Origin of the sequence: Phycicoccus sonneratiae (assembly GCF_016887965.1) — a bacterium.
Lineage (GTDB): Bacteria > Actinomycetota > Actinomycetes > Actinomycetales > Dermatophilaceae > Phycicoccus > Phycicoccus sonneratiae.
Map to the genome: position 1 here is coordinate 207,352 of NZ_JAFDVD010000008.1, position 19,499 is coordinate 226,850.

General features: G+C 74.8%; 17 protein-coding genes. 6 read left to right on the top strand and 11 right to left on the bottom strand.

Annotated elements, in window-relative coordinates; all coding sequences use genetic code 11:
* Window positions 1-2 precede the first annotated feature (2 nt).
* Window positions 3-521 carry a ribosome maturation factor RimP gene (rimP, locus tag JQN70_RS08225; protein ID WP_204130837.1) on the bottom strand — a complete coding sequence of 173 codons (519 nt, stop codon included), beginning with the start codon at window positions 519-521 and terminating at the stop codon, window positions 3-5.
* A 93-nt stretch (window positions 522-614) separates the two neighbouring features.
* Between rimP and JQN70_RS08230 the strand changes: the two genes are divergently transcribed.
* Together JQN70_RS08230 and JQN70_RS08235 are read left to right on the top strand one after the other, a co-directional pair.
* Window positions 615-1,577 (top strand): ferritin family protein, encoded by a 963-nt coding sequence (locus JQN70_RS08230; RefSeq protein ID WP_204130838.1) that lies wholly within the window; start codon window positions 615-617, stop codon window positions 1,575-1,577.
* A complete protein-coding gene (locus tag JQN70_RS08235) occupies window positions 1,574-2,473 on the top strand; it encodes an aminoglycoside phosphotransferase family protein (RefSeq protein WP_204130839.1) in 900 nt (299 codons plus the stop codon). Before JQN70_RS08230 ends, JQN70_RS08235 begins: the two co-directional genes overlap by 4 nt.
* A gap of 1 nt (window position 2,474) precedes the next feature.
* Here the strand turns inward: JQN70_RS08235 and JQN70_RS08240 are convergent, their stop codons facing one another.
* Together JQN70_RS08240 and JQN70_RS08245 are read right to left on the bottom strand one after the other, a co-directional pair.
* Window positions 2,475-2,951: a (2Fe-2S)-binding protein gene (locus JQN70_RS08240; protein WP_204130840.1), complete on the bottom strand. Its 477-nt coding sequence runs from the start codon at window positions 2,949-2,951 to the stop codon at window positions 2,475-2,477.
* Window positions 2,952-2,961: 10 nt separating this feature from the next.
* A complete protein-coding gene (locus JQN70_RS08245) occupies window positions 2,962-5,310 on the bottom strand; it encodes a molybdopterin cofactor-binding domain-containing protein (protein ID WP_204130841.1) in 2,349 nt (782 codons plus the stop codon).
* 250 nt (window positions 5,311-5,560) lie between these two features.
* On the opposite strand from JQN70_RS08245, the gene JQN70_RS08250 reads away from it, so the two are divergent.
* Genes JQN70_RS08250 through JQN70_RS08260 form a run of 3 tightly spaced genes read left to right on the top strand, consistent with a single transcriptional unit; the run spans window position 5,561 to window position 8,850 of the window.
* Entirely contained in the window at window positions 5,561-6,055 is a 495-nt protein-coding gene (locus tag JQN70_RS08250; protein ID WP_204130842.1) for a SigE family RNA polymerase sigma factor, read from the top strand.
* A complete protein-coding gene (locus JQN70_RS08255) occupies window positions 6,045-6,824 on the top strand; it encodes a hypothetical protein (RefSeq protein WP_204130843.1) in 780 nt (259 codons plus the stop codon). The genes JQN70_RS08250 and JQN70_RS08255 overlap by 11 nt, the downstream gene beginning before the upstream one ends.
* 34 nt (window positions 6,825-6,858) lie before the next feature.
* On the top strand, window positions 6,859-8,850 hold the full coding sequence (locus JQN70_RS08260) for a thioredoxin domain-containing protein (RefSeq protein WP_204130844.1): 1,992 nt from the start codon (window positions 6,859-6,861) through the stop codon (window positions 8,848-8,850).
* Window positions 8,851-9,317: 467 nt separating this feature from the next.
* On the opposite strand, the gene JQN70_RS08265 is transcribed toward JQN70_RS08260, so the two are convergent.
* The 3 genes from JQN70_RS08265 to JQN70_RS08275 are packed head-to-tail and all read right to left on the bottom strand — an operon-like array spanning window position 9,318 to window position 12,139.
* Window positions 9,318-10,097 (bottom strand): FAD:protein FMN transferase, encoded by a 780-nt coding sequence (locus tag JQN70_RS08265; RefSeq protein WP_307835867.1) that lies wholly within the window; start codon window positions 10,095-10,097, stop codon window positions 9,318-9,320.
* The gene (locus JQN70_RS08270; RefSeq protein WP_204130845.1) at window positions 10,094-10,684 is read right to left on the bottom strand and encodes an FMN-binding protein; all 591 of its coding nucleotides are present in this window, start codon (window positions 10,682-10,684) and stop codon (window positions 10,094-10,096) included. Before JQN70_RS08270 ends, JQN70_RS08265 begins: the two co-directional genes overlap by 4 nt.
* 24 nt (window positions 10,685-10,708) lie before the next feature.
* Window positions 10,709-12,139: a ferredoxin reductase family protein gene (locus tag JQN70_RS08275; protein ID WP_204130846.1), complete on the bottom strand. Its 1,431-nt coding sequence runs from the start codon at window positions 12,137-12,139 to the stop codon at window positions 10,709-10,711.
* A gap of 124 nt (window positions 12,140-12,263) precedes the next feature.
* Between JQN70_RS08275 and JQN70_RS08280 the strand changes: the two genes are divergently transcribed.
* A complete protein-coding gene (locus tag JQN70_RS08280; RefSeq protein WP_307835868.1) occupies window positions 12,264-14,183 on the top strand; it encodes an alpha-amylase family protein in 1,920 nt (639 codons plus the stop codon).
* Window positions 14,184-14,297: 114 nt separating this feature from the next.
* On the opposite strand, the gene JQN70_RS08285 is transcribed toward JQN70_RS08280, so the two are convergent.
* The 5 genes from JQN70_RS08285 to JQN70_RS08305 all read right to left on the bottom strand — a co-directional run bounded on the left by JQN70_RS08285 (window position 14,298) and on the right by JQN70_RS08305 (window position 19,432).
* Window positions 14,298-15,077 (bottom strand): TSUP family transporter, encoded by a 780-nt coding sequence (locus tag JQN70_RS08285; protein WP_204130848.1) that lies wholly within the window; start codon window positions 15,075-15,077, stop codon window positions 14,298-14,300.
* A complete protein-coding gene (locus tag JQN70_RS08290) occupies window positions 15,070-15,834 on the bottom strand; it encodes an HAD family hydrolase (protein ID WP_204130849.1) in 765 nt (254 codons plus the stop codon). The genes JQN70_RS08285 and JQN70_RS08290 overlap by 8 nt, the downstream gene beginning before the upstream one ends.
* The gene (locus JQN70_RS08295) at window positions 15,831-17,600 is read right to left on the bottom strand and encodes a proline--tRNA ligase (protein WP_204130850.1); all 1,770 of its coding nucleotides are present in this window, start codon (window positions 17,598-17,600) and stop codon (window positions 15,831-15,833) included. Before JQN70_RS08295 ends, JQN70_RS08290 begins: the two co-directional genes overlap by 4 nt.
* A gap of 104 nt (window positions 17,601-17,704) precedes the next feature.
* Entirely contained in the window at window positions 17,705-18,568 is an 864-nt protein-coding gene (locus JQN70_RS20860; protein ID WP_204130851.1) for a GNAT family N-acetyltransferase, read from the bottom strand.
* 18 nt (window positions 18,569-18,586) lie between these two features.
* Window positions 18,587-19,432 carry a GNAT family N-acetyltransferase gene (locus tag JQN70_RS08305; RefSeq protein WP_204130852.1) on the bottom strand — a complete coding sequence of 282 codons (846 nt, stop codon included), beginning with the start codon at window positions 19,430-19,432 and terminating at the stop codon, window positions 18,587-18,589.
* Between the last annotated feature and the right edge of the window lie 67 nt (window positions 19,433-19,499).

Consider the following 19,499-nt stretch of genomic DNA (forward strand, 5'->3'; position numbering starts at 1 on the left):
GGTCAGCTCTCCTTCGGGTCGTCGTGCCGCGCGAACTCGACCTGCACGGTGGCGCGGTCGACCTCGGCGTACGGCACGGTGGCGGTGCGGGCGGACGTCTTCTTCGTCGCGGCGACCTCGAGGGTGAGGCCGGCGCGGTCGGCCGCGACGAGGCGGCCGGTGGTCTCGCCGTCGGCGGTACGGACCTCGAGGAGCCGACCGACGTTGCGCTGGAAGTGGCGCGGGAGGGTCAGCGGGCGGCCGACCCCGGGCGAGGACACCTCGAGGGTGTACGGCAGCTCGCCGAGGACGTCGGAGGCGTCGAGGGCCTCGCCGACCGCGCGGGTGGCGTCGGCGACCTCGTCGAGGGAGAGGGGGGCGGTGGGCTCGGTGACGGCGTCGACGTCGCCCAGGTCGCGGTCGAGGAGGACGCGCACGACGCGGCGCTTGCCGGCGGGTGACACGGTGACCTCGTCGAGGACGAGCGCGCTGCCGTCGAGGGCCTCCTCGAGGACGGGGCGCACGCTGTCGGCGGTGGCCATGACCGGTGTCTCCTCTCCCTGTGCAGTTCTCGTCCGGCGCGTGCCGGGCAACCCACTCTAGGCCCCGCGGCGGCTCGCCCGCACCGTGGGATGATGGCGCCCGTGCCGGACCTCGACGCCCGGCGTCCCGGGCGGCGCCTCCTCCTCGCCGGGGTGGGGGCGGCGCTCCTCACCCCGGTCGCCGGCTGTGGCGTGCGGCTCGAGAACGACGCCCCGCGGGTGCCGCTCGTCCCGACGCGCGAACCCCTCCCCGGCGAGGCCGCGCTCCTCGCCCTGACCCTCGACAGCGAGCGGCTCGCCGACCTCGCCGACGCCCTCGGCACCCCGCTGGGCACCGACCTCGCGACGCTGCACCGGCGCCAGCACACCGTGCTCCGGACGACCCTGCTCCGGCGCGGGGTGCCGGCCGCGTCCCTCGGCCCGACGCCGACCCCGTCGCCGACCCGCTCCGGCTCCCCCACACCCTCGCCCTCCCCCTCGACCGGCGCCGCGACCCTCGGCGCGACAGAGGCCGACGCCGCCGCCGGCGCCGCCCGGTTCTCGACGGCGGCCGCCGACCTGCTGCCATCCCTCGCGGCCCTGCACGCCCAGCGCTGGGCGGCCGGCGCCCTCCTCACCGGCTCCGCTCCCCCGCGTCCCGTGGTCTCCGGGCCGCCGGACGGGCTCGAGGTCGGGGACCTCGCCGAGGCCGTCGACGCGGCGGCCTACCTCGCCGAGGTCGGCACCGCCCGCTCGACGGGTGCGCGGCGCGAGCGGGGCGCCGCCACCGTCACCGCCCTGCGGGCCCTGCGCTCGGCCCTCCGCTCCGGCGAGGACGCTCCCCCGGCCGGGCTCGGCCGCCCGCTGCCCTTCCCCGTCCGCAGCGCCGCCGACGTCGACCGGCTGCTCTGGGAGTCGCTCACCGCGCTGCGGGCCGCCCTCGGCGCGGGGCTCGCCGACCTCGTCGCGGCCGACCCCGTGGCCGGGCTCGACGCGGCGACGCGCTGGCTCGGCGGCGTCGAGGTCGAGGCGCACCGCTGGGGCGTGCCGCTCGTGCCGTTCCCCGGGCTGACGTGATCCCGGTCGACCTGCCCGCGGCGTGGGTCGAGCGGGTCTCGGCGTACCCCGCGGACGGCGGCCCGACCGGCGCCGACTGGCTGCGCTCCGTGCCCCGGTTGCTCGAAGAGGCGCTGGCGCGCTGGGACCTCGTCGTCGACGGGCCGCCGCGCACCGGCTGGACCGCCGTCGTCGTGCCGGTCCGTCGCGGTGACGAGCCGCTCGCCCTCAAGGTCACCTGGCCGCACCCCGAGGGCGTGCACGAGGCGCTGGCCCTGCGCACCTGGGACGGCGTCGGCGCGGTCCGGCTCGTCGCGGCCCTGCCGTCCGACGGGCTCCTGCTCCTCGAGCGCCTCGACCCCGACACCGACCTGTCGGAGGTCTGGGTCGACGAGGCCTGCGAGGTCGTCGGCGGGCTGCTGCGACGCCTGCAGGTGCCCGCACCGCCGCCGGTCCCGCGCCTCGCGCCGTACCTCGCGCCGCACCTCGAGCGGATGGAGCGCCGGCCGGCGGTCCCCCGGCGCGTCGTCACGCGCACCCTCGGGCTGGCCCGCGAGCTGCTGTCGGACGACACGCCGGAGGTGCTGCTGCACACCGACCTGCACTACGAGAACGTGCTGCACTCACCGGCGCGCGGGTGGACGGCCATCGACCCCAAGCCCGTTGCCGGCCATCCGGGTTTCGACGTCTGGCCGGTGCTCCGCAACCGGTTCGACGAGCTCGGCTCCGGCGCCGCACTGCGCTGGTCGGTGCGGCACCGGCTCTCCCTCGTGGCCGAGGCGGCCGGTGTGGACGTCGAGGAGGCCCGGGCCTGGACCCTGCTCCGGGCCGGTATCGAGGTCAGCTGGGCCAGCGTCCTCGAGGGCGAGGAGGCGGTGACGGCGTGCATCGCCCTCCACAAGGCCCTCGACGAGTAGCTCACATCCGGGCGGCTCCGTCGCGGATCGCCTCCCGGATGCGGGTGTAGGTCCCGCAGCGGCAGATGTTGCGGATGCCGTCGAGGTCGGCGTCGGTGATCGAACGCCCCTCGGCGCGAACCTTCTTCACCAGGGCGACGGCGGCCATGATCTGGCCCGGCTGGCAGTACCCGCACTGGGCGACGTCGCGCTCGAGCCAGGCCTCCTGCATCGGGTGGAGGTCGGCGTCGACCGTGTCGGGGAGGCCCTCGATGGTCGTCACCTCGTCCTCGGGGCCGAGGTCGGACACCGGCACCGAGCAGGGGTTGAACGCCTTGCCGTTGACGTGCGACGTGCAGGCCTTGCAGACGTTGATGCCGCACCCGTACTTCGGGCCGGTGATCTTCAGGACGTCGCGCAGGACCCAGAGGAGGCGGACGTCGTCCTCGACGTCGACCGTGACGCTCTCGCCGTTGACGCGGAAGGTGTGCTGGGGCATGTCCGGCTCCTCAGGAGGTGTACGACAGGCCGTCGACCGGGGACTCCGGGACGGGCGGGACGAAGGACTTCGGCGTGAACGAGAGCGTCCCGTGGTTGACCGGGAAGCGGGTCGGGACCTTCCCGGTCGCGCGGGCGTAGGCGCAGGCCACGGCCGCGACGGACGCCGCCACCCCGGCCTCGCCGGCCCCGCCGGGCAGCTCCTCGTCGGACGGCATGACGATGCACCGGAACTCCGGGGGGACGTTCCACTGCCGCGTGTAGAAGTAGTTGTCCCAGCTCGCCTCGAGGAAGTGGCCGTCCTCCAGGTGGCTGCTGCTCGTCAGGGCCAGCGCGATGCCGTCGGCGACGCCGCCCATCATCTGGGCCTCGAGACCGCGCGGGTTGACGACGAGCCCGGCGTCGACGGCGATGACCGCCTTCGTGACGCGCGGGCCGGTGACGGCGTCGCGGACCTTCCGGTTCACGGTCTCGGGGCGGGTGTCGAGCTCGACGAGCACGGCCGTCGCGCCTTTGTACTCGGTGTGCACGGCGATGCCCTGCGTCACGCCCTGGGGCAGCGAGCGACCCCAGCCGCCGGCCTTGGCCACCGCCTCGAGGCACCGCTTGGCCTTGGCGTTCTTGAGGAACGACATCCGGAAGGCGTACGGGTCCTTGCCGAGCCGCTTGGCGATCTGGTCGACGGCCAGCTCGTTGGCGCACGCGACGTCCGGGCTGTAGATGTTGCGCATGCTGCCGGTGTTGAACCGGGTGTCGACCTCGTTGAGCAGCTGGGTGACGACGCCGAAGTCGTACGGAAGCTCCTGGGTGAGGGTGAAGATCGACTGCGAGAGACCGAGACCGCCGAGGTTGGCGGGCAGCTCGGCGGCCATCGCGGTCAGCCTCTCCCCCAGCCCGTGCCCGAAGTCGGTGACGACGCTCGTGTGCCGCTGCTCGAAGGTCAGCACCTGGCCGGCGAGCATCGTGGCCCGCACGCGCGAGGTGGCCATCGGGTGCACGCGACCCTGGCGCGGCTCGTCGGCACGGTGCCACATCAGCTTGACCGGCTTGCCCATCGCCTTCGAGATGACCGCCGCCTCGATGGCGGCGTCACCGAACAGCTTGTGCCCGAACGACCCTCCGCCGGTGACGACGTTCACCTCGACCTTCGCGATCGGCAGGCCGACCGCCTTGGCGACGTCGCGCTGGGCGACGAGCGGCGCCTTGAGGCCCGCCCAGACGGTGGCCCGGTCGGAGCGGACGTCGGCGATGGCGCAGTTCGGTTCCAGCGCAGCGCTGCTGCGGAACATGAACTCGACGCGCAGGTCGAGGGTGCCCGCGAGGATCGGCACCTTCGGCACGACCATCGGCAGCTCGGCGCGCCGCAGCTCGGCGAGCACCGACTCGTCGTCCTCGCCGTCGACGGGTCCGCCGGCCCACACGACGTCGAGGGCGCGCACCGCGTCGATGCACTGGCCGAAGGTCTCGGCCCGGACGGCCACACCGGTGTCGACGACGGCGACGTCGGTGACGCCCGGCATGGCTCGCACGGCGGACTCGTTGCGCACGGAGCGTGGCGAGCCGTTGAGCGTCGGCGGCCGGCAGACCATCGTCGGCAGCGCACCCTCGACCTCGAGGTCCATCGTGAACTGCTTGCGCCCGGTCACCGCCGCGAGCGCGTCGTCGCGGTTGCGCGCGGTCCCGATGACCGCGAACTCGCGGCGCGGGGTCAGGGAGACCTCGACCGCGACGTCCTCGGCGCTCGCCGCGAGGGTCGCGAGCTGCCCGTAGGTGAGGCTCGTCCCGGTCGGGCCGGTGACGACCCCGGACTTCGCGCTGAGGGCCGAGACCTGGGCACCGAGCTCGGTCGCGGCCGCCCGCAGGAGTGCACCCTTCGCGGTGGCCGCGGCGACCCGGATCGGCGTGAACATCGACTGCATGGTGTTCGACCCCCCGGTCAGCTGGTTGAACACCAGCTCGGGACGCGCCTTGGCCAGGGTGACCCGCACCTTCTCGACCGGCATCTCCAGCTCCTCGGCGATGAGCATCGCCGCCGCCGTCGTGATGCCCTGCCCGACCTCCATGCGGGGGATCGCGAAGTGCGCGAACCCTTCTGCGTCGAGGTCGATGCGGATGAGCTGCGAGGTCGGCAGGGCCGACTGGGTCTGCAGGTCACCGAGGTCGTACAGCTCCGGGACCTGCGGCGGGCTGGGGACGGCGGCCGCGGCCGGCTCGGCACCGAGCGAGAGGTCGGCGGCGACGGAGAGCGTCCCGCCGGCGAGGACCCACCCGATGAGGCTGCGCCGTCGGACACCGGGCCGACCGGGCGGAGGGGCGTCCTCGTCGAGCGCGAGGGGGCTGGAGTCGCGGGCAGTCGTCATCGGCCTGTCCTTCCCGCGGTCCCGAGCCGGCACGTCGTCGTGCCGCAGGGGGGAATCGGAACCGCGCAGGTACCACGCGTTCGGAGCGACCCGGCCGGGCGGATGGGTCCGGGGCCGGGTCCGGTCCGGACGGCCGACGACCCGCAGGTCAGCAGCGTCCCGGGACCGGCCCGACCAGCACTCAACCTTCAGCGGCCCTCGACCGTTCAAGAAGGTGGGAACATCGTCAGCACGTCAGGAGGGGGAGGGTATGACCCGGGGGGCCGATGAGGAGTTCGCCGACTTCGTTGACGCGACCTCCCCGAGGCTGCTGCGCACGGCCTGGCTGCTGTGCGGCGACCCCGCCCACGCCGAGGACCTCGTCCAAGCCGCCCTCGAACGGGTCTACCTGCGCTGGTCGCGCCTGCGCGACGGCACACCCGAGGCGTACGCCCACCGCACCCTGGTCAACCTGCACATCGATCACGTCCGCAAGCGCCGGCGAGAGCACCTCACCGACACCCTGCCCGACCATGCCGCGCCATCCGCGCCCGGCCCCGAGGACGGCGACTACCTCAGCGCACTCCTGGCCCACCTGCCACAACGCGAACGCCAGGTCGTGGTGCTGCGCCACTACGTCGGCCAGTCCGAGGCCGAGACCGCCCACACCCTCGGGGTCAGCGTGGGCACGGTGAAGTCCTCGGCCTCGCGCGGCCTCGCCCGCCTCCGAGACCTGCACACCCAGGAGAGCTCCCATGCCCGATGACGTCCTGGACCTGCTCGTGCACGCCCCGGAGCCCCCCATGTCCGTCGACGCAGACCGCGTCGTCGCGGGCGCCCGCCGCAGCCGCCGCGGCCGGCGCGTCCTCGTGGGCGCCGCCGCCCTCACCAGCGCAGCGCTCGTCGCCGCCGGGGCCACCCTGCTGCCCGACCTCAGGCCCGGCACCGCCCTGACACCGGCAGGTCCCACGCCACCCCGAGTCGGGCCAGCACCCGTCAGCCCCACCACGACCGAGCCCGCGACCTCCCCGCCCGACGGGGAGCAGGTCTGGGGCACCGCGCAGGTCATGTCCCAGCAGAGAGATCGCAAGGGCAACCGGCCAGTGCTCTACCTGACCCCGGACCGGTGGCTGTGCGTCGGGACGATCGAGGACTCCGGCCAGGTCCACCCGTCCTCGTGCAGGCCGGCGCAGGCCCCCGTCGACGACGCGTTCAGCACCGGACAGGCGTGGAGCCTTCTGGGCAACCTGCCCGCCGGCGTCGAGGCGCGCGAGTACGCGGTCGGCCTCGTCCCCGCCGACATCACCCGCGTCGAGGTCCGCACCGAGGACGGCCCCGCCACCGCCCACCTCGTCCCGGCGCCCGACCCCGACCTCGGCCAGCTGTACTGGGCCGACACCCCCGCCGTCACGGACACCACGGACCCCGCCGGCCGCTCCCGGGTCGCCTACCGCGGCGCTGCCGAGGTCTTCTCCTGCGACTACGACGCGTGCGTCATCGAGCAGGGCACCCCCGCCACCGACGAGCCCGGCTAGACCCGAGGACCCAGCCGTGGAAGGGTCCCCCCTGATGCCGAACCGCCTCGCGGGGTCACAGAGCCCCTACCTCCTCCAGCACGCGGACAACCCCGTCGACTGGTGGGAGTGGGGCGACGAGGCCTTCGCCGAGGCTGCCCGCCGCGACGTGCCGGTCTTCCTCTCGGTCGGCTACGCCGCCTGCCACTGGTGTCACGTCATGGCGCACGAGTCGTTCGAGGACGACGAGGTCGCCCGGGTGCTGGCGCAGGGGTACGTCGCCGTCAAGGTCGACCGCGAGGAGCGGCCGGACGTCGACGCCGTGTACATGGCGGCGACGACCGCACTGACCGGCCAGGGCGGCTGGCCGATGACCTGCCTGCTCACCCCGGGCGGCGACCCGTTCTTCGCCGGCACCTACCTCCCCCGCCAGCACCTGCTCGGCCTGCTCGACAAAGCCTCCCGCGTGTGGCGCGAGCAGCGCGACCAGGTGCTCGCGTCCGGGGCCCACGTGGCCGGCCGGCTCCGCGAGGTCACCGGTCCTCCGGCCCCGGCGGCGGTGCCAGACGAGGTCCTCGACCGCGCCGCCACCCGGCTGCGCACCGACCACGACGACTCCCGCGGCGGCTTCGGGGGCGCCCCGAAGTTCCCGCCGTCGATGGTGCTCGAGTTCCTCCTGCGCCACCACGCCCGCACGGGGTCCGCCGACGCGCTGGCGATGGTCCGCCGCACCTGCACCGCGATGGCGCGCGGCGGGATGTACGACCAGCTCGCGGGCGGCTTCGCCCGCTACTCCGTCGACGCGGCGTGGGTCGTGCCCCACTTCGAGAAGATGCTCTACGACAACGCACTGCTCGTGCGGGTGTACGCCCACCTGTGGCGCGACACCGGCGACCCGTTGGCCCGGCGGGTGGCCGAGGAGAGCGCCGACTTCCTCGTCCGGGACCTCGGGACCCCGGAGGGCGCGTTCGCCTCCGCCCTCGACGCCGACACCGTCGTCGACGGCCACTCGCACGAGGGGCTCACCTACGCCTGGACGCCGGCCCAGCTGGCCGAGGCGCTCGGGCCGCAGGACGGCGCCGCCGCGGCCGCGCTCCTCGGGGTGACGCCCGAGGGGACCTTCGAGCACGGGACCTCGACGCTGCGCCTCCTCGAGGACCCAGACGACCCCGCGTGGTGGGCCGACGTCCGTGGCCGACTCCTGGCCGCCCGGGCGCAGCGCCCGCAGCCCGCCCGCGACGACAAGGTGGTCACGGCGTGGAACGGCCTGGCCGTCGCCGGGCTCGCCGACGCGGGGTCGCTGCTCGGGCGTCCCGACCTCGTCGAGGCGGCGGCCACCGCCGCCGAGCACGTCCTCGCGACCCACGACGTCGAGGGCGTCCTGCGGCGCACCTCGCGCGGCGGGGTGCCCTCGGCCGCCCCGGGCGTGCTCGACGACCACGCCGACCTCGCCGAGGGTCTCCTCGCCCTGCACCGCGCGACCGGCGAGGCGCGCTGGCTCGCCGCGGCCGGCGACCTGCTCGAGCGCGCCCTGGCCCGCTTCGTCGACACCGAGGGCCTCGTCCACGACACGGCCCACGACGCGCCGGCCCTGTTCACGCGCCCCGCCTCCCGCAGCGACAACGCGGAGCCGACGGGCGCCTCGGCGCTCGCGGGCGCGCTGCTCACGTACGCCGCGCTGACGGGGTCGGCGCGCCACCGCGAGGCGGCGGACCGGGCGCTCGCCGCGTGCGGGTCGGTGGCCGCGAGCGAGCCGCGCTTCGCGGGGTGGGCGCTGGCGGTGGCCGAGGCGGCCGTCGCCGGGCCGCTGCAGGTGGCCGTCGTCGGGTCGGGGCCCGGGGCCGAGGAACTGCTGGCCGAGGTGCTCGCCGCGTCGTCGCCGGGGCTGGTCCACGTGGCGGGCGAGCCGGACTCCGCGGGCGTCCCCCTCCTCGCCGACCGCCCGCTCGTCGACGGGTCGCCCGCGGCCTACGTCTGCCGGGGCTTCGTCTGCGACCGGCCGGTGACGACCCCGGAGGACCTCGCGGCGGCCCTGCACCGGGCCTGAGCGGGTCGCGGAGCCGCCCCACGGCGGGGTCTCGGCCACACCGTGGGGCGACGCCCGCGGACGTCGGGAGGCACAGAGGGAAGGCGGCCCACGCTCTCGCGCCGGCCGCCGCCATCCCGGCGTCCGCCGACCCGCCGGCCCCCAGTGGAGGGCGGTCCGGGCCGAGCGGGTGCGCGCCGCGGCGCACGCCCGCCTGGGTCAGGACGACACGTCGCACCCCGGCGGCGGGCCGTGGCACGGCGCGAGGAGGACGCACCGAAGTCGGAGGTGACGGGCAGCCGGCTCGTGGCGGGTCGCGCCCCCGGGTCGGATCCCGTGCGATCGAGTCATGGCACAGCTCTGGTCTACGTGCCGAGTTCCCCTGCTGAAGCCCGGCGGAACGACAGGAGACTAGCAGCGGGGACGGTCCGCGGACAGGGCCCGATCGAGCCCCGCCGCGCGCTGTCGAAGCCGCTGGTCAGCGGCCCTCAGAGGACGACGAGCCGGTACTCCGGGTCACGCTCGGAGAGCATCGCGGCGACCCGCTCGGGGTCCACCCACGCGGCGGTCGCCCACACGTCGGCCCACTGGAGGTCGGGGCCGACGACCGTGGTCGATCCCGGCCGGGTGACGGGGCGGCCGGTGCGGGGGTCGAGGACGTGCCCGCCGCGCGCGGCCGCGCCCGAGGTCGCGACGGCTCCGCGCCGGAGCGTGACGACGTCGGCGACCCTCCCGGACCGGGTGGGGTCCTCGAGCCCGATCCGCCAGACGGGGGCCGTGGCCGAGGGCCCTCGGCCGGCGCCGACGACGACGTCGCCGCCCGCGCCGATGCTGTAGGCCACCTCGGGCACGATGTCGAGGTGCGCGGCCGCCCCGGCGACCGCCCAGCCCTTGACGAGCCCGGTGGGGTCGAAGACGAGCCGCCCGCCCTCCCGCGAGCGCCAGGCCCGGAAGAGTCCGTCGGTGCGCTCCTCGGCCTCCAGGGCGAGCTCGGTGACGTCCGCGACCCAGGCGTGGACCTCCTCGGTCTCGTGGTGCTGGAGTCGGAGCAGGTCGCTGTCGGCGCGCCATGTCGAGAGCACGGCGTCGACGGTGCGCAGGTGCGCGAACACCCTCGCCACGGCGGCCTCGACGTCGGGCCGGGTGGGCTCGACGGCGCGCACGTGGACGCTGACCGCGGTCCCCATCACGTGCTCGACCCAGGCGCGGCGGGCCAGCACCGGCGGCGGCGGGGCGGCCGGTGTCACGGGGATCTCGGCGGTGATCACAGGTTGGCCTGGTCGATGGCGGACTGGAGGGACTGGATGTAGCCGTCGGAGGTGAACGTGGCGCCGGAGACCATGTCGATGTCCGCGCTCTGGGCCCGGACCGCCTCGTCGTTGAGGATCGGCACGGCGTAGGAGTTGATCTCCTGGTCGCGGTGGTCGTTCCACGGCACCTGGGTGACGACGGACTTGGTGATCTTCCCACCGGCGACGGTGATCTCGACCTGGACCGGGCCGTAGCGGGTCTGCACGGCGTCCCCGGTGAAGGTGCCCGAGGACGAGCCGCTGCTCCCGTCGGAGCCGGTGGAGCCGGAGTCGGTGGACGGCGTCGGCGTCGGGGTCGCGGTCGCGCCGGAGTCGTCGGAGCCGTCGGTGCCGGAGTCGGTCGACCCCTGGTCCGTGGCCCCCTGGTCCGACGTTCCCGTGCCGTCGGACCCGGTCGTCCCGGTGTCACCGGTGCCGTTCGCGGCGGCGTCGGCGGTCCCGGTCGCCACGGCCGACGCGCTCCCGCTGTTCGTCGACGTGTGGTAGCTGAAGAGGAGGACCAGGGCCGAGATCGTGCTCAGCAGCCAGGTCGTGATGCGGCGCATGACGGGTGTCCTTCGGGTGGTGGGTCAGTAGGCGAAGCGCTCGAGGTGGACCGCGTCGGGGGCCACGCCGGCCTCGAGCGCGGCGGCGCGCACGGCATCCATCCAGCCGTCGCTGCCGCAGACGTAGACGTCGTGCCGCGCGAGGTCGGGGAGCACCTGGAGGAGGGCCTCGGCGTCGGTGAGGTGGGCGGCCTGCCGAGGCAGCCAGCTCGCGCGGCCGGGGATCCGGTGGCCCTCGACGAGGAGGTAGCGCGCCCCCCGGGCCGCCGCGAGCGAGCGGATCTCGTCGGCGAGCACGGCCTCCTCGGCGGACCGGACGCGGTGGACGACCGTGACGTCGCCGGGTCGCTGCGGCAGCTCCTCGAGGAGGGCCCGCATCGGGGTGATGCCGATGCCGGAGCCCATGAGCAGCACCTTGCGGTGGCCGCGCACGCCGCCGTGCATCCGTCCGTAGGGCCCCTCGACGAGGACCCGGGTGCCGGGGCGCAGGGTCGCGAGGCGGGCCGAGCCGTCGCCGACGTGCGCGGCGGTGAAGCGCAGGGTGAAGCCGTCGGGGGCGGCGGAGACCGAGTACGGGTTGGCGCGCGTCCACCCCGGTCCGTCGAGGAAGCGCCACTGGAGGAACTGGCCGGCCCGCACCGGCAGATGGCGGACGCCGTCGCCACCGACGGTCACGCTCGTGACGCCGGGGCCCTCGGCGCGGACCTCGAGGACGCGGATCGGCGAGCGCAGCGAGCGCACGAGCGGGAGCCCGAGGCGGAAGACGAGGACGGCGGCCACCGTGGTCCCCCACAGGCCCCACCAGAAGACCGTCGCGGCCGTGGAGTCGAGGAAGTCGGCCCCGGTCCACAGCTGGTGCGGCAGGACGAGGCCCGCGCCGAGGTACCCGTAGAGGTGGATGAGGTGCCAGGACTCGTAGCGCAACCGGCGCCGGGCGCGCTTCACGGACGTGACGACGACCATGACGAGCGCGAGCGTGCCGGCCCACGCGAGCAGCATCCCCGGGTAGCTGACGACGAAGTCCCACGTCGTGCCCCAGATGCCGAGCGGGCTCGCCGCCGCGTAGCCGAGGGTGATGAGCAGGACGTGCACCCAGAGCAAGGTGAACGAGGTGAACCCGACGAGGCGGTGGGTGCGGGCCAGCTCGTCCTGCCCCCAGGCCTGCTCGACCCAGGGCACGCGGGCCATGAGGACGACCTGGAGCAGGAGCAGCGCGGACGCGACGAGTCCGGTGAGCCGGCCGGTCGAGGTGAGCAGCCCGGACCACGTCGCGAGCTCCTGGACGCCGCCGTCCTGCACCCAGAGGGCCACGACACCGAGGAGGACGGCCCAACCGGCCGTCCCCGTCGCGTCGCGCCACCAGCGCGGGACCGGCACGAGGGCGCGTCGGGGGCGCCGGCGCCGCCGGTCGGTGCTCGCGAGGACCTCGTCGGGCCGCGCCGTGCTCGTCGTCATGGCTGAACTGTCGGCCCGGACCCTATGCGTCACCTGTGAACGAGGTCGGCGTGGACCGTGAAGCTCCGGGCTCGTCGGCGGGATGTCGTGGAAACGGTTGCGCACTTCCGGCAGGATGCGCCTCGTGAGCGCACCGGTGCCCCCGCCCCCCGCCGTGCCGACGGCGGACCTCGGCGCCGAGCGCGCCGAGATGCTCCGGGCCCGGGTCGAGCGCTGGTGGCCCGACCTGCACGGCGCGCTGTCGGCCCTCTACGGCGCCGAGCGCGCCGACCGCACCGGCGCCGAGCTCGTCGGCCTGGCGGCCCGCGCCTTCGCCCGCCGTCCCGACCGGCTGCACCGCCGCGACCTCGACCGGATGCTGCGCCCCGACTGGCTCCAGGAGCCGGCGATGGTCGGCTACGCCGCCTACACCGAGCGCTTCGCCGAGGACCTCCACGGCGTCGGGCAGCGCCTCGACTACCTCGAGGAGCTCGGGGTCACCTACCTCCACCTCATGCCCCTGCTCCGGCCGCGCGACGGCGACAACGACGGGGGCTACGCGGTCGCCGACTACCGGCAGGTGCGCCCCGACCTCGGGACGATGGCCGACCTCACCGCCCTCGCCGACTCCCTCCACGAGCGAGGGATGAGCCTCGTCCTCGACCTCGTGCTCAACCACGTCGCGCGCGAGCACGAGTGGGCGCGGCGGGCGCGCGAGGGCACGCTCCGGTACCGGTCGTACTTCCACATCTTCCCCGACCGGCGGCTGCCGGACGCCTACGAGCGGACCCTGCCCGAGGTCTTCCCCGACTTCGCGCCCGGCAACTTCACGTGGGACGAGGACCTGCGGGGCTGGGTCTGGACGACCTTCAACGAGTGGCAGTGGGACGTCAACTGGGGCAACCCCGACGTGCTCACCGAGTACGCGCAGATCGTCCTCGACCTCGCGAACAGGGGCGTCGACGTGCTGCGGCTCGACGCCATCGCGTTCATGTGGAAGCGTCTCGGCACCGACTGCCAGGGCCAACCCGAGGTGCACGCCATCACCCAGGCGCTGCGAGCCGTCACCCGGATGGCTTGTCCCGCAGTGGCGTTCAAGGCCGAGGCCATCGTCGCCCCCACCAAGCTCCTCGCCTACCTCGGGCAGGGCGAGCACACCGGCAAGGTCAGCGACCTCGCGTACCACAACAGCCTCATGGTGCAGGTCTGGTCGATGCTCGCCGCCCGCGACGTCCGGCTCGCGGCGCACGCGCTCGGGTCGCTGCCGCCGAAGCCGGCGTCGGCCACCTGGCTCACCTACCTGCGCTGCCACGACGACATCGGGTGGGCGGTCATGGACGAGGACGCCGCGGCGGTCGGGGTCACCGGCCCGGGGCACCGGCACTTCCTCGCCGACTGGTACTCGGGCGACTTCTGGGGCTCGTCGGCGCGCGGGCTGGTCTTCCAGTTCAACCCCGACACCGGCGACCGTCGCACCTCGGGCACGGCGGCCTCGCTCGTCGGGCTCGAGGCCGCCGAGACGCCGGAGGAGGTCGACGAGGCGGCGGCGGCGCTGCGGCTCGCGCACGCGGTGGTCCTCGGCTGGGGCGGCATCCCGGTGCTGTGGAGCGGCGACGAGCTCGGCCAGCCGAACGACCCGGCGTGGGCGGAGGAGCCCGGGCACGAGGACGACAACCGCTGGGCCCACCGGCCCCGGCTCGACTGGTCGCGCGCGGCCGCGCGGCACGACCCCTCGACCGTGGCCGGCCGGGTCTTCGGTGACCTCGTGGCCCTCGTGCGGGCCCGGGCGTCGTTGCCGCACCTCCACGCGTCGGTCGAGACCCGCATCGGGCCGGTCGACGACCCCGGCGTGCTCGTGACGCTGCGCGACCACCCCCTGGGCCGGATGGCGGGCGTCTACAACGTCACGCCCGAGCCGCGGGTCTGGCCCGGGTGGCGGGTGCACGAGCTCGGGCTCGCCGACGCGGTCGACGCCGTCACCGGGTCGCCGCTGCCGTGGGGTCCGGACGGCGACGTCCACCTCCCCCCGTACGCCGCCCTCTGGCTCACGACCCCCACCCGCTGACCCCCGCCCGCCACCACTTTCCCTCCGGCTGCCGGAACCTTCGGCGACCGGTCGGTTGCAACCGGCCGGTCGGCGAAGGTTCCGGCAGGACGGCAGGTGCTCGCGGCGTCGCAGTCACCAGAGGCCGAGGACGTCGCCCCCGATCCGGACCGTGAAGGCACCGACGACGACGACGAACACCGCCCGCACGAACCGGCTCCCCCGCGCCACGGCCGTCCGGGCCCCGACGTACCCGCCGAGCAGGTTCGTCACCGCCATGACCGCCCCGACCGCCCAGACGACGTGCCCACCGGGCGCGAAGACCGTCAGCGCCCCGAGGTTCGTCGCGAGGTTCGTGATCTTCGCCTTCGCGCTCGCCTCGAGGAACGCGTACCCGAGCAGCCCGACGAGCGCGAAGACGAGGAACGACCCCGTCCCCGGCCCGAGCGCCCCGTCGTACACCCCGATGACGAACCCCGTGAGCACCGCGGCCGTCGTGTGCTTCCCGCCCGACCAGCGCAGCCGGGTCAGCTCCCCCACCGACGGCTTGAGCAGCGTGTACGCCCCGACGACGACGAGCATGACGAGGATGACCGGGTTGAACAACGCCTTCGGGATGTGCAGCCCGACGAGCGCTCCCCCGATGGCCCCGACGTAGGCGACGGCCGCCATCGGCAGCGCCGTCCGCAGGTCCGGCCGCACCCGCCGGTAGTAGGTGACCGATGCCGTCGCGGTCCCCCACACCGAGCCGAACTTGTTCGTCGCGAGCACCTGGGCCGGGGTCGCGCCCGGCAGGCCCAGCAGCAGCGCGGGCAGCTGCACGAGCCCTCCCCCGCCGACGACCGCGTCGACCCACCCCGCGACGAACCCGGCCAGCCCGAGGAGGAGGACCACCTCGGTCGAGACGTCAGCCACGGGCGTCGGCCAGCCACCCGTCGACGATGGCGAGGACGTCGAGCAGCTCGTGCGCCCGGGCGTCCGGCACCGCGGTGACCTCGACCTTCTGGTTCTCCGGCAGCACCGAGTGCGGCACCCACACCGCCCTCATGCCGACCTGCTGCGGCCCGTGCACGTCCTCGAACATCCGGTCGCCGACGTACACGGCCGCCTCCGGGGCGACCCCCAGCGCGGCGCAGATGGCCCGGAAGGCCTCCGGGTGCGGCTTCACGTGGTCGATCTCGCTCGAGTAGAGGTCGGCGTCGATGAGGTCGAGGACACCGTCGCGCGCGAAGATCTCACGGTGGTAGTCGCGCGACCAGATGGTGTTCGACAGGACGCCGATGCGAAGACCCCTCTCGCGCAGCCCTTCCCACAGCGGACGCACCTGCGGGTCGGTGTGCGTGTGCGGCTCCCAGAAGCGCCGGTACGCCGCCAGCGCCAGGTGGTGCCGGTCGTGCTCGGCGTCGACGCCGGCCGCGTCGAGGATGTCGCCGAGGGCCGCCGACGAGTGCTCGTCCCGCCCGCGCCGCCACGCCGCCGCCTCGACCGCGAGGATGCGGTCGGCGAGCCGGTGCGCCTCGTCGAGGTCGGCCTGCGACACCTCCGGCGAGCCGACCGGCACCCCGTGCACCTCACGGGCGAACACCCGCCACTGCTCGGGCAGGTCGACGTCGTGCCAGGGCGTCAGCGTGCCGCCCCAGTCGAAGACGACCGCCTCCAGCGGCCGGCTCACGCGCGACCGATCTCGGCGAGCACCTCGCGCACCGCGTCGGCGGTGGCGACCTCGCGCCGCTCGCCGGAGCGACGGTCCTTGACCTCGATGGTGCCGTCGGCCAGCCCGCGCCCGACGACGACGATCGTCGGGACCCCGACGAGCTCGGCGTCCTTGAACTTGACTCCGGGAGAAGCCTGTCGGCGGTCGTCGAAGAGCACCTCGACACCCTCGGCCTCGAGCGAGCGGGTCAGCTCCTCGGCGAAGGTGAACACGGCGTCGTCCTTGCCGGTGGCGACGACGTGCACGTCGGCCGGAGCCAGCGCGCGCGGCCAGACGAGCCCCAGCTCGTCGTGGTTGCCCTCGGCGACGCACGCGACGGCGCGCGAGACCCCGACGCCGTAGGAGCCCATCGTCACGGTGCGCAGCTTGCCGTTCTCGTCGAGCACCTTGAGGTCGAGCGCCTCCGCGAACCGCGTGCCGAGCTGGAAGATGTGCCCCATCTCGATGCCGCGCGCCGACTCCAGGCCGTGCCCGCACGAGGGGCAGGCGTCGCCGTCACGGACCTCGGCGGCCTCGATGGTGCCGTCGGCGGTGAAGTCGCGACCGACGACGAGGTCGAGGACGTGGCGTCCGCTCTCGTCGGCGCCGGTGACCCACGCCGTGCCCTCGGAGACCCGCGGGTCGAGGAGGTAGCGGATGCCCGTGCTCTGCTCGAGACCCAGCGCGCCCGGACCGATGTAGCCCTTGGCCAGCGTCGGGTACCGCGCGAAGTCCTTCTCCTCGAACGCCTCGACGGTCGCCGGCTCGACGTTGGCTCCGAGCCGCTTCTCGTCGACCTCGCGGTCACCGGGCAGGCCGATGGCCAGCGGCTCGCGGGTGCCGTCGGGGTGCACGAGCATGACGACGACGTTCTTCAGGGTGTCGGCAGCGGTCCACGAGCGGCCGTCCGAGCGCGGGAACGCCGACTCGAGGTGGGCGACGAGGGTGTCGATGGTCGGGGTGTCGGGGGTGTCCTCGACGTGCGCCGCGGGCAGCCCGGAGGCGTCGACGGCGTCCGGCACCGGCACGCGCACCGCCTCGACGTTCGCCGCGTACCCGCAGTTCGGGCACCGGACGTAGGTGTCCTCCCCGTTCTCGGCGGTCGCGAGGAACTCCTCGGACTTCGAGCCGCCCATCGCCCCGGCCATCGCCTGGACGATGACGTAGTGGAAGCCGAGCCGCTCGAAGATGCGGACGTAGGCGTCTCGGTGCAGCTGGTAGCTCTTGTCGAGCCCGGCCTCGTCGAGGTCGAAGGAGTAGCTGTCCTTCATGACGAACTCGCGACCGCGCAGGATGCCGGCCCGCGGCCGGGACTCGTCGCGGTACTTCGTCTGGATCTGGTAGATCGACAGCGGGAGGTCCTTGTACGACGAGTACAGGTCCTTGACGGCGAGGGTGAACATCTCCTCGTGCGTGGGGCCGAGGAGGTAGTCATCGCCCTTGCGGTCCTGCAGCCGGAAGATGTTCTCGCCGTACTCGGTCCAGCGGCCGGACGCCTCGTAGGGCTCGCGCGGCAGCAGCGCCGGGAAGAGCAGCTCCTGGGAGCCGATCGCGTCCATCTCCTCGCGGACGATCGCCTCGACGCGGCGCAGCACCCTGAGCCCGAGCGGCAGCCAGGTGTAGATGCCCGGGCTCACCCGGCGGATGTACCCGGCCCGCACGAGGAGCTGGTGGCTCGGGACCTCCGCGTCCGCCGGGTTCTCGCGAAGGGTTCGCAGGAACAGGGACGACATGCGCATGGCCACGGGAGGGCTCCTGGGGTCGGTGGTCGGGTGGATCGGCCCGGCAAGGATATCCGCGCGCCCCGGGCCCCCGTCGCCCGGATTCCCGGGCACCGCGGCCTCCCCCCTCAGACGACCTGCTCGTAGCGCGCGCGCAACCCCGCGTCGGCGAACCCGAGGCGGAGGTACAGCCCGTGGGCCGGGTTGTCGACGTTGACGGCCAACCAGGCGGCCTCGCAGCCGGCCTTGCGCAGCGCCCGCAGCGAGCGCGCGACCAGGTGGGCGCCGAGCGCGCGCCCCCGCCACGCCGGCACGACGCCGACCTGGTCGACCCAGCAGTCGGTGAGCGTCACGAAGCCCGCCGGCGCGCCGTCCCCGTCGACCACGACGCGCGAGCGCTCGGGACGGAACCCCGGCTCGTCGGCGACGTCGTGCACCCACTCCTCGAGCGGGGTGTCCGGGAACCCCGGTCGCTCGGCGAAGGACTCGCGGTAGGCCCGGTGGAACAGCGGGGCGGTCTCGTCGTCCCACGGCAGGGACCGCAGCACCACCGGGCGCCGGATGCGGGGGACGTCGAGGAGGTCGTGGCGCATGACGTGCTCGGCGAAGGTGCGCACCAGACCGAGGCGGTGGAGGAAGGGCTCGGTCTCGGGCGACGTGGTCTCGACCGAGACCCGGAGCAGCCGCCCCCCGGAGTGCTCGGCGCACCACGCGGCGAGCTCGGCGCCGAGCCCGCTGCGCCGCGCCGAGGGTCGGACCAGCCCGGCCGCCCCGGGGCGGCCGGTGCGGTCCCGGGTGACGCCGGCCGCGGCGACGAGGTCGCCGGTCTCGTCGCGTCCCCCGATGCCGACCCCGGCGAGGAAGTACCGGCGCAGCATCGGCTCGTCGGCGAGGAGCGGGAGGCCCCCGTCGGCGTGCAGGCAGGCCAGGGCGAGCTCGCGCAGCGCGGGGAGGTCGTCCTCGGAGAGGGGCGCCCAGGCGACCTGGGACACGTCAGCGGCCGCCGGCCATCAGAGCAGCACCGTCGCGAAGGCCCCGACCTCGCGGAAGCCGAGCCGCTCGTAGGTGGCGCGGGCGGCGGTGTTGAAGTCGTTGACGTACAGGGAGACGAGGGGGGCGGGACCGAGCATCACCTGCTCGACGACGGCGGCGAGCATCGGCACGGCGAGGCCCTGCCCGCGCAGCCGCGGGGCGACCCACACGCCCTGCAGCTGGGCGCAGCCGAGGGCCAGGCTGCCGATGTCGGTCTTGAAGACGACCTCGCCGTCCTCGACGACGACGTAGGTGTGCCCGCGCGAGACGAGGGCGGCGAGCGAGGCGCGGTAGCCGCGGTTGGACCCGGTGTAGGGCCGGTAGCCGATCTCGGCGGTGAACATGTGCTCGGCGGCCGGGAGGACGAGGTCGACCTCGTCCGGGCGCGCGGGACGCACCCGCGGGTCGAGCGGGATGCCGAGCGCGGACGGCGGCTCGTGCGCGACGAGCAGGGGCTGGTGGCTGCGGACGGCCCGGGCCGAGCCCCACGTCGGCTCGAGGTGCGACCACAACCCCTCGACCTCGTCGCGGGGGCCGAAGACCGAGGCGGCCCGGCCGCGCCAGCGCCGCAGCCGCTCGGCGAAGTGCGGCTGGTCGGCCGCTGACGTGCCGACCGGGACGACGTTCGCACTGGCCCAGCACAGCGAGCGCAGGGCTCCGTCCTCGCGGGCGCCGAGCACCGAGCCGAGCGAGCCGGTCCGGGCCCCCTCGAGGATGCGCGCGGCGACGAAGACGCCCCGCGGCAGGTCGCGGGCGCACACCTCGAGGGCGGCGTCACGGTCGGCGAGCGACAGTGGCCGGACCGGGGAGCGTGTGCGCAGCACGGGTACAGCGTAGGGCGCGCGAGCCCGGCGCCCGGGGCCAACGCCCCGGACGCCGGGCCTCCCACCC

Bases quoted from the DNA above. Each gene is read 5' to 3' on its own strand.
- JQN70_RS08255 (WP_204130843.1), top strand. From the start codon at position 6,045: ATGCCCGATGACGTCCTGGACCTGCTCGTGCACGCCCCGGAGCCCCCC.
- JQN70_RS08240 (WP_204130840.1), bottom strand. From the start codon at position 2,951: ATGCCCCAGCACACCTTCCGCGTCAACGGCGAGAGCGTCACGGTCGAC.
- JQN70_RS08275 (WP_204130846.1), bottom strand. From the start codon at position 12,139: ATGACGACGAGCACGGCGCGGCCCGACGAGGTCCTCGCGAGCACCGAC.
- JQN70_RS08230 (WP_204130838.1), top strand. From the start codon at position 615: ATGGCGCCCGTGCCGGACCTCGACGCCCGGCGTCCCGGGCGGCGCCTC.
- JQN70_RS08270 (WP_204130845.1), bottom strand. From the start codon at position 10,684: ATGCGCCGCATCACGACCTGGCTGCTGAGCACGATCTCGGCCCTGGTC.
- rimP (WP_204130837.1), bottom strand. From the start codon at position 521: ATGGCCACCGCCGACAGCGTGCGCCCCGTCCTCGAGGAGGCCCTCGAC.
- JQN70_RS08245 (WP_204130841.1), bottom strand. From the start codon at position 5,310: ATGACGACTGCCCGCGACTCCAGCCCCCTCGCGCTCGACGAGGACGCC.
- JQN70_RS08250 (WP_204130842.1), top strand. From the start codon at position 5,561: ATGACCCGGGGGGCCGATGAGGAGTTCGCCGACTTCGTTGACGCGACC.
- JQN70_RS08260 (WP_204130844.1), top strand. From the start codon at position 6,859: ATGCCGAACCGCCTCGCGGGGTCACAGAGCCCCTACCTCCTCCAGCAC.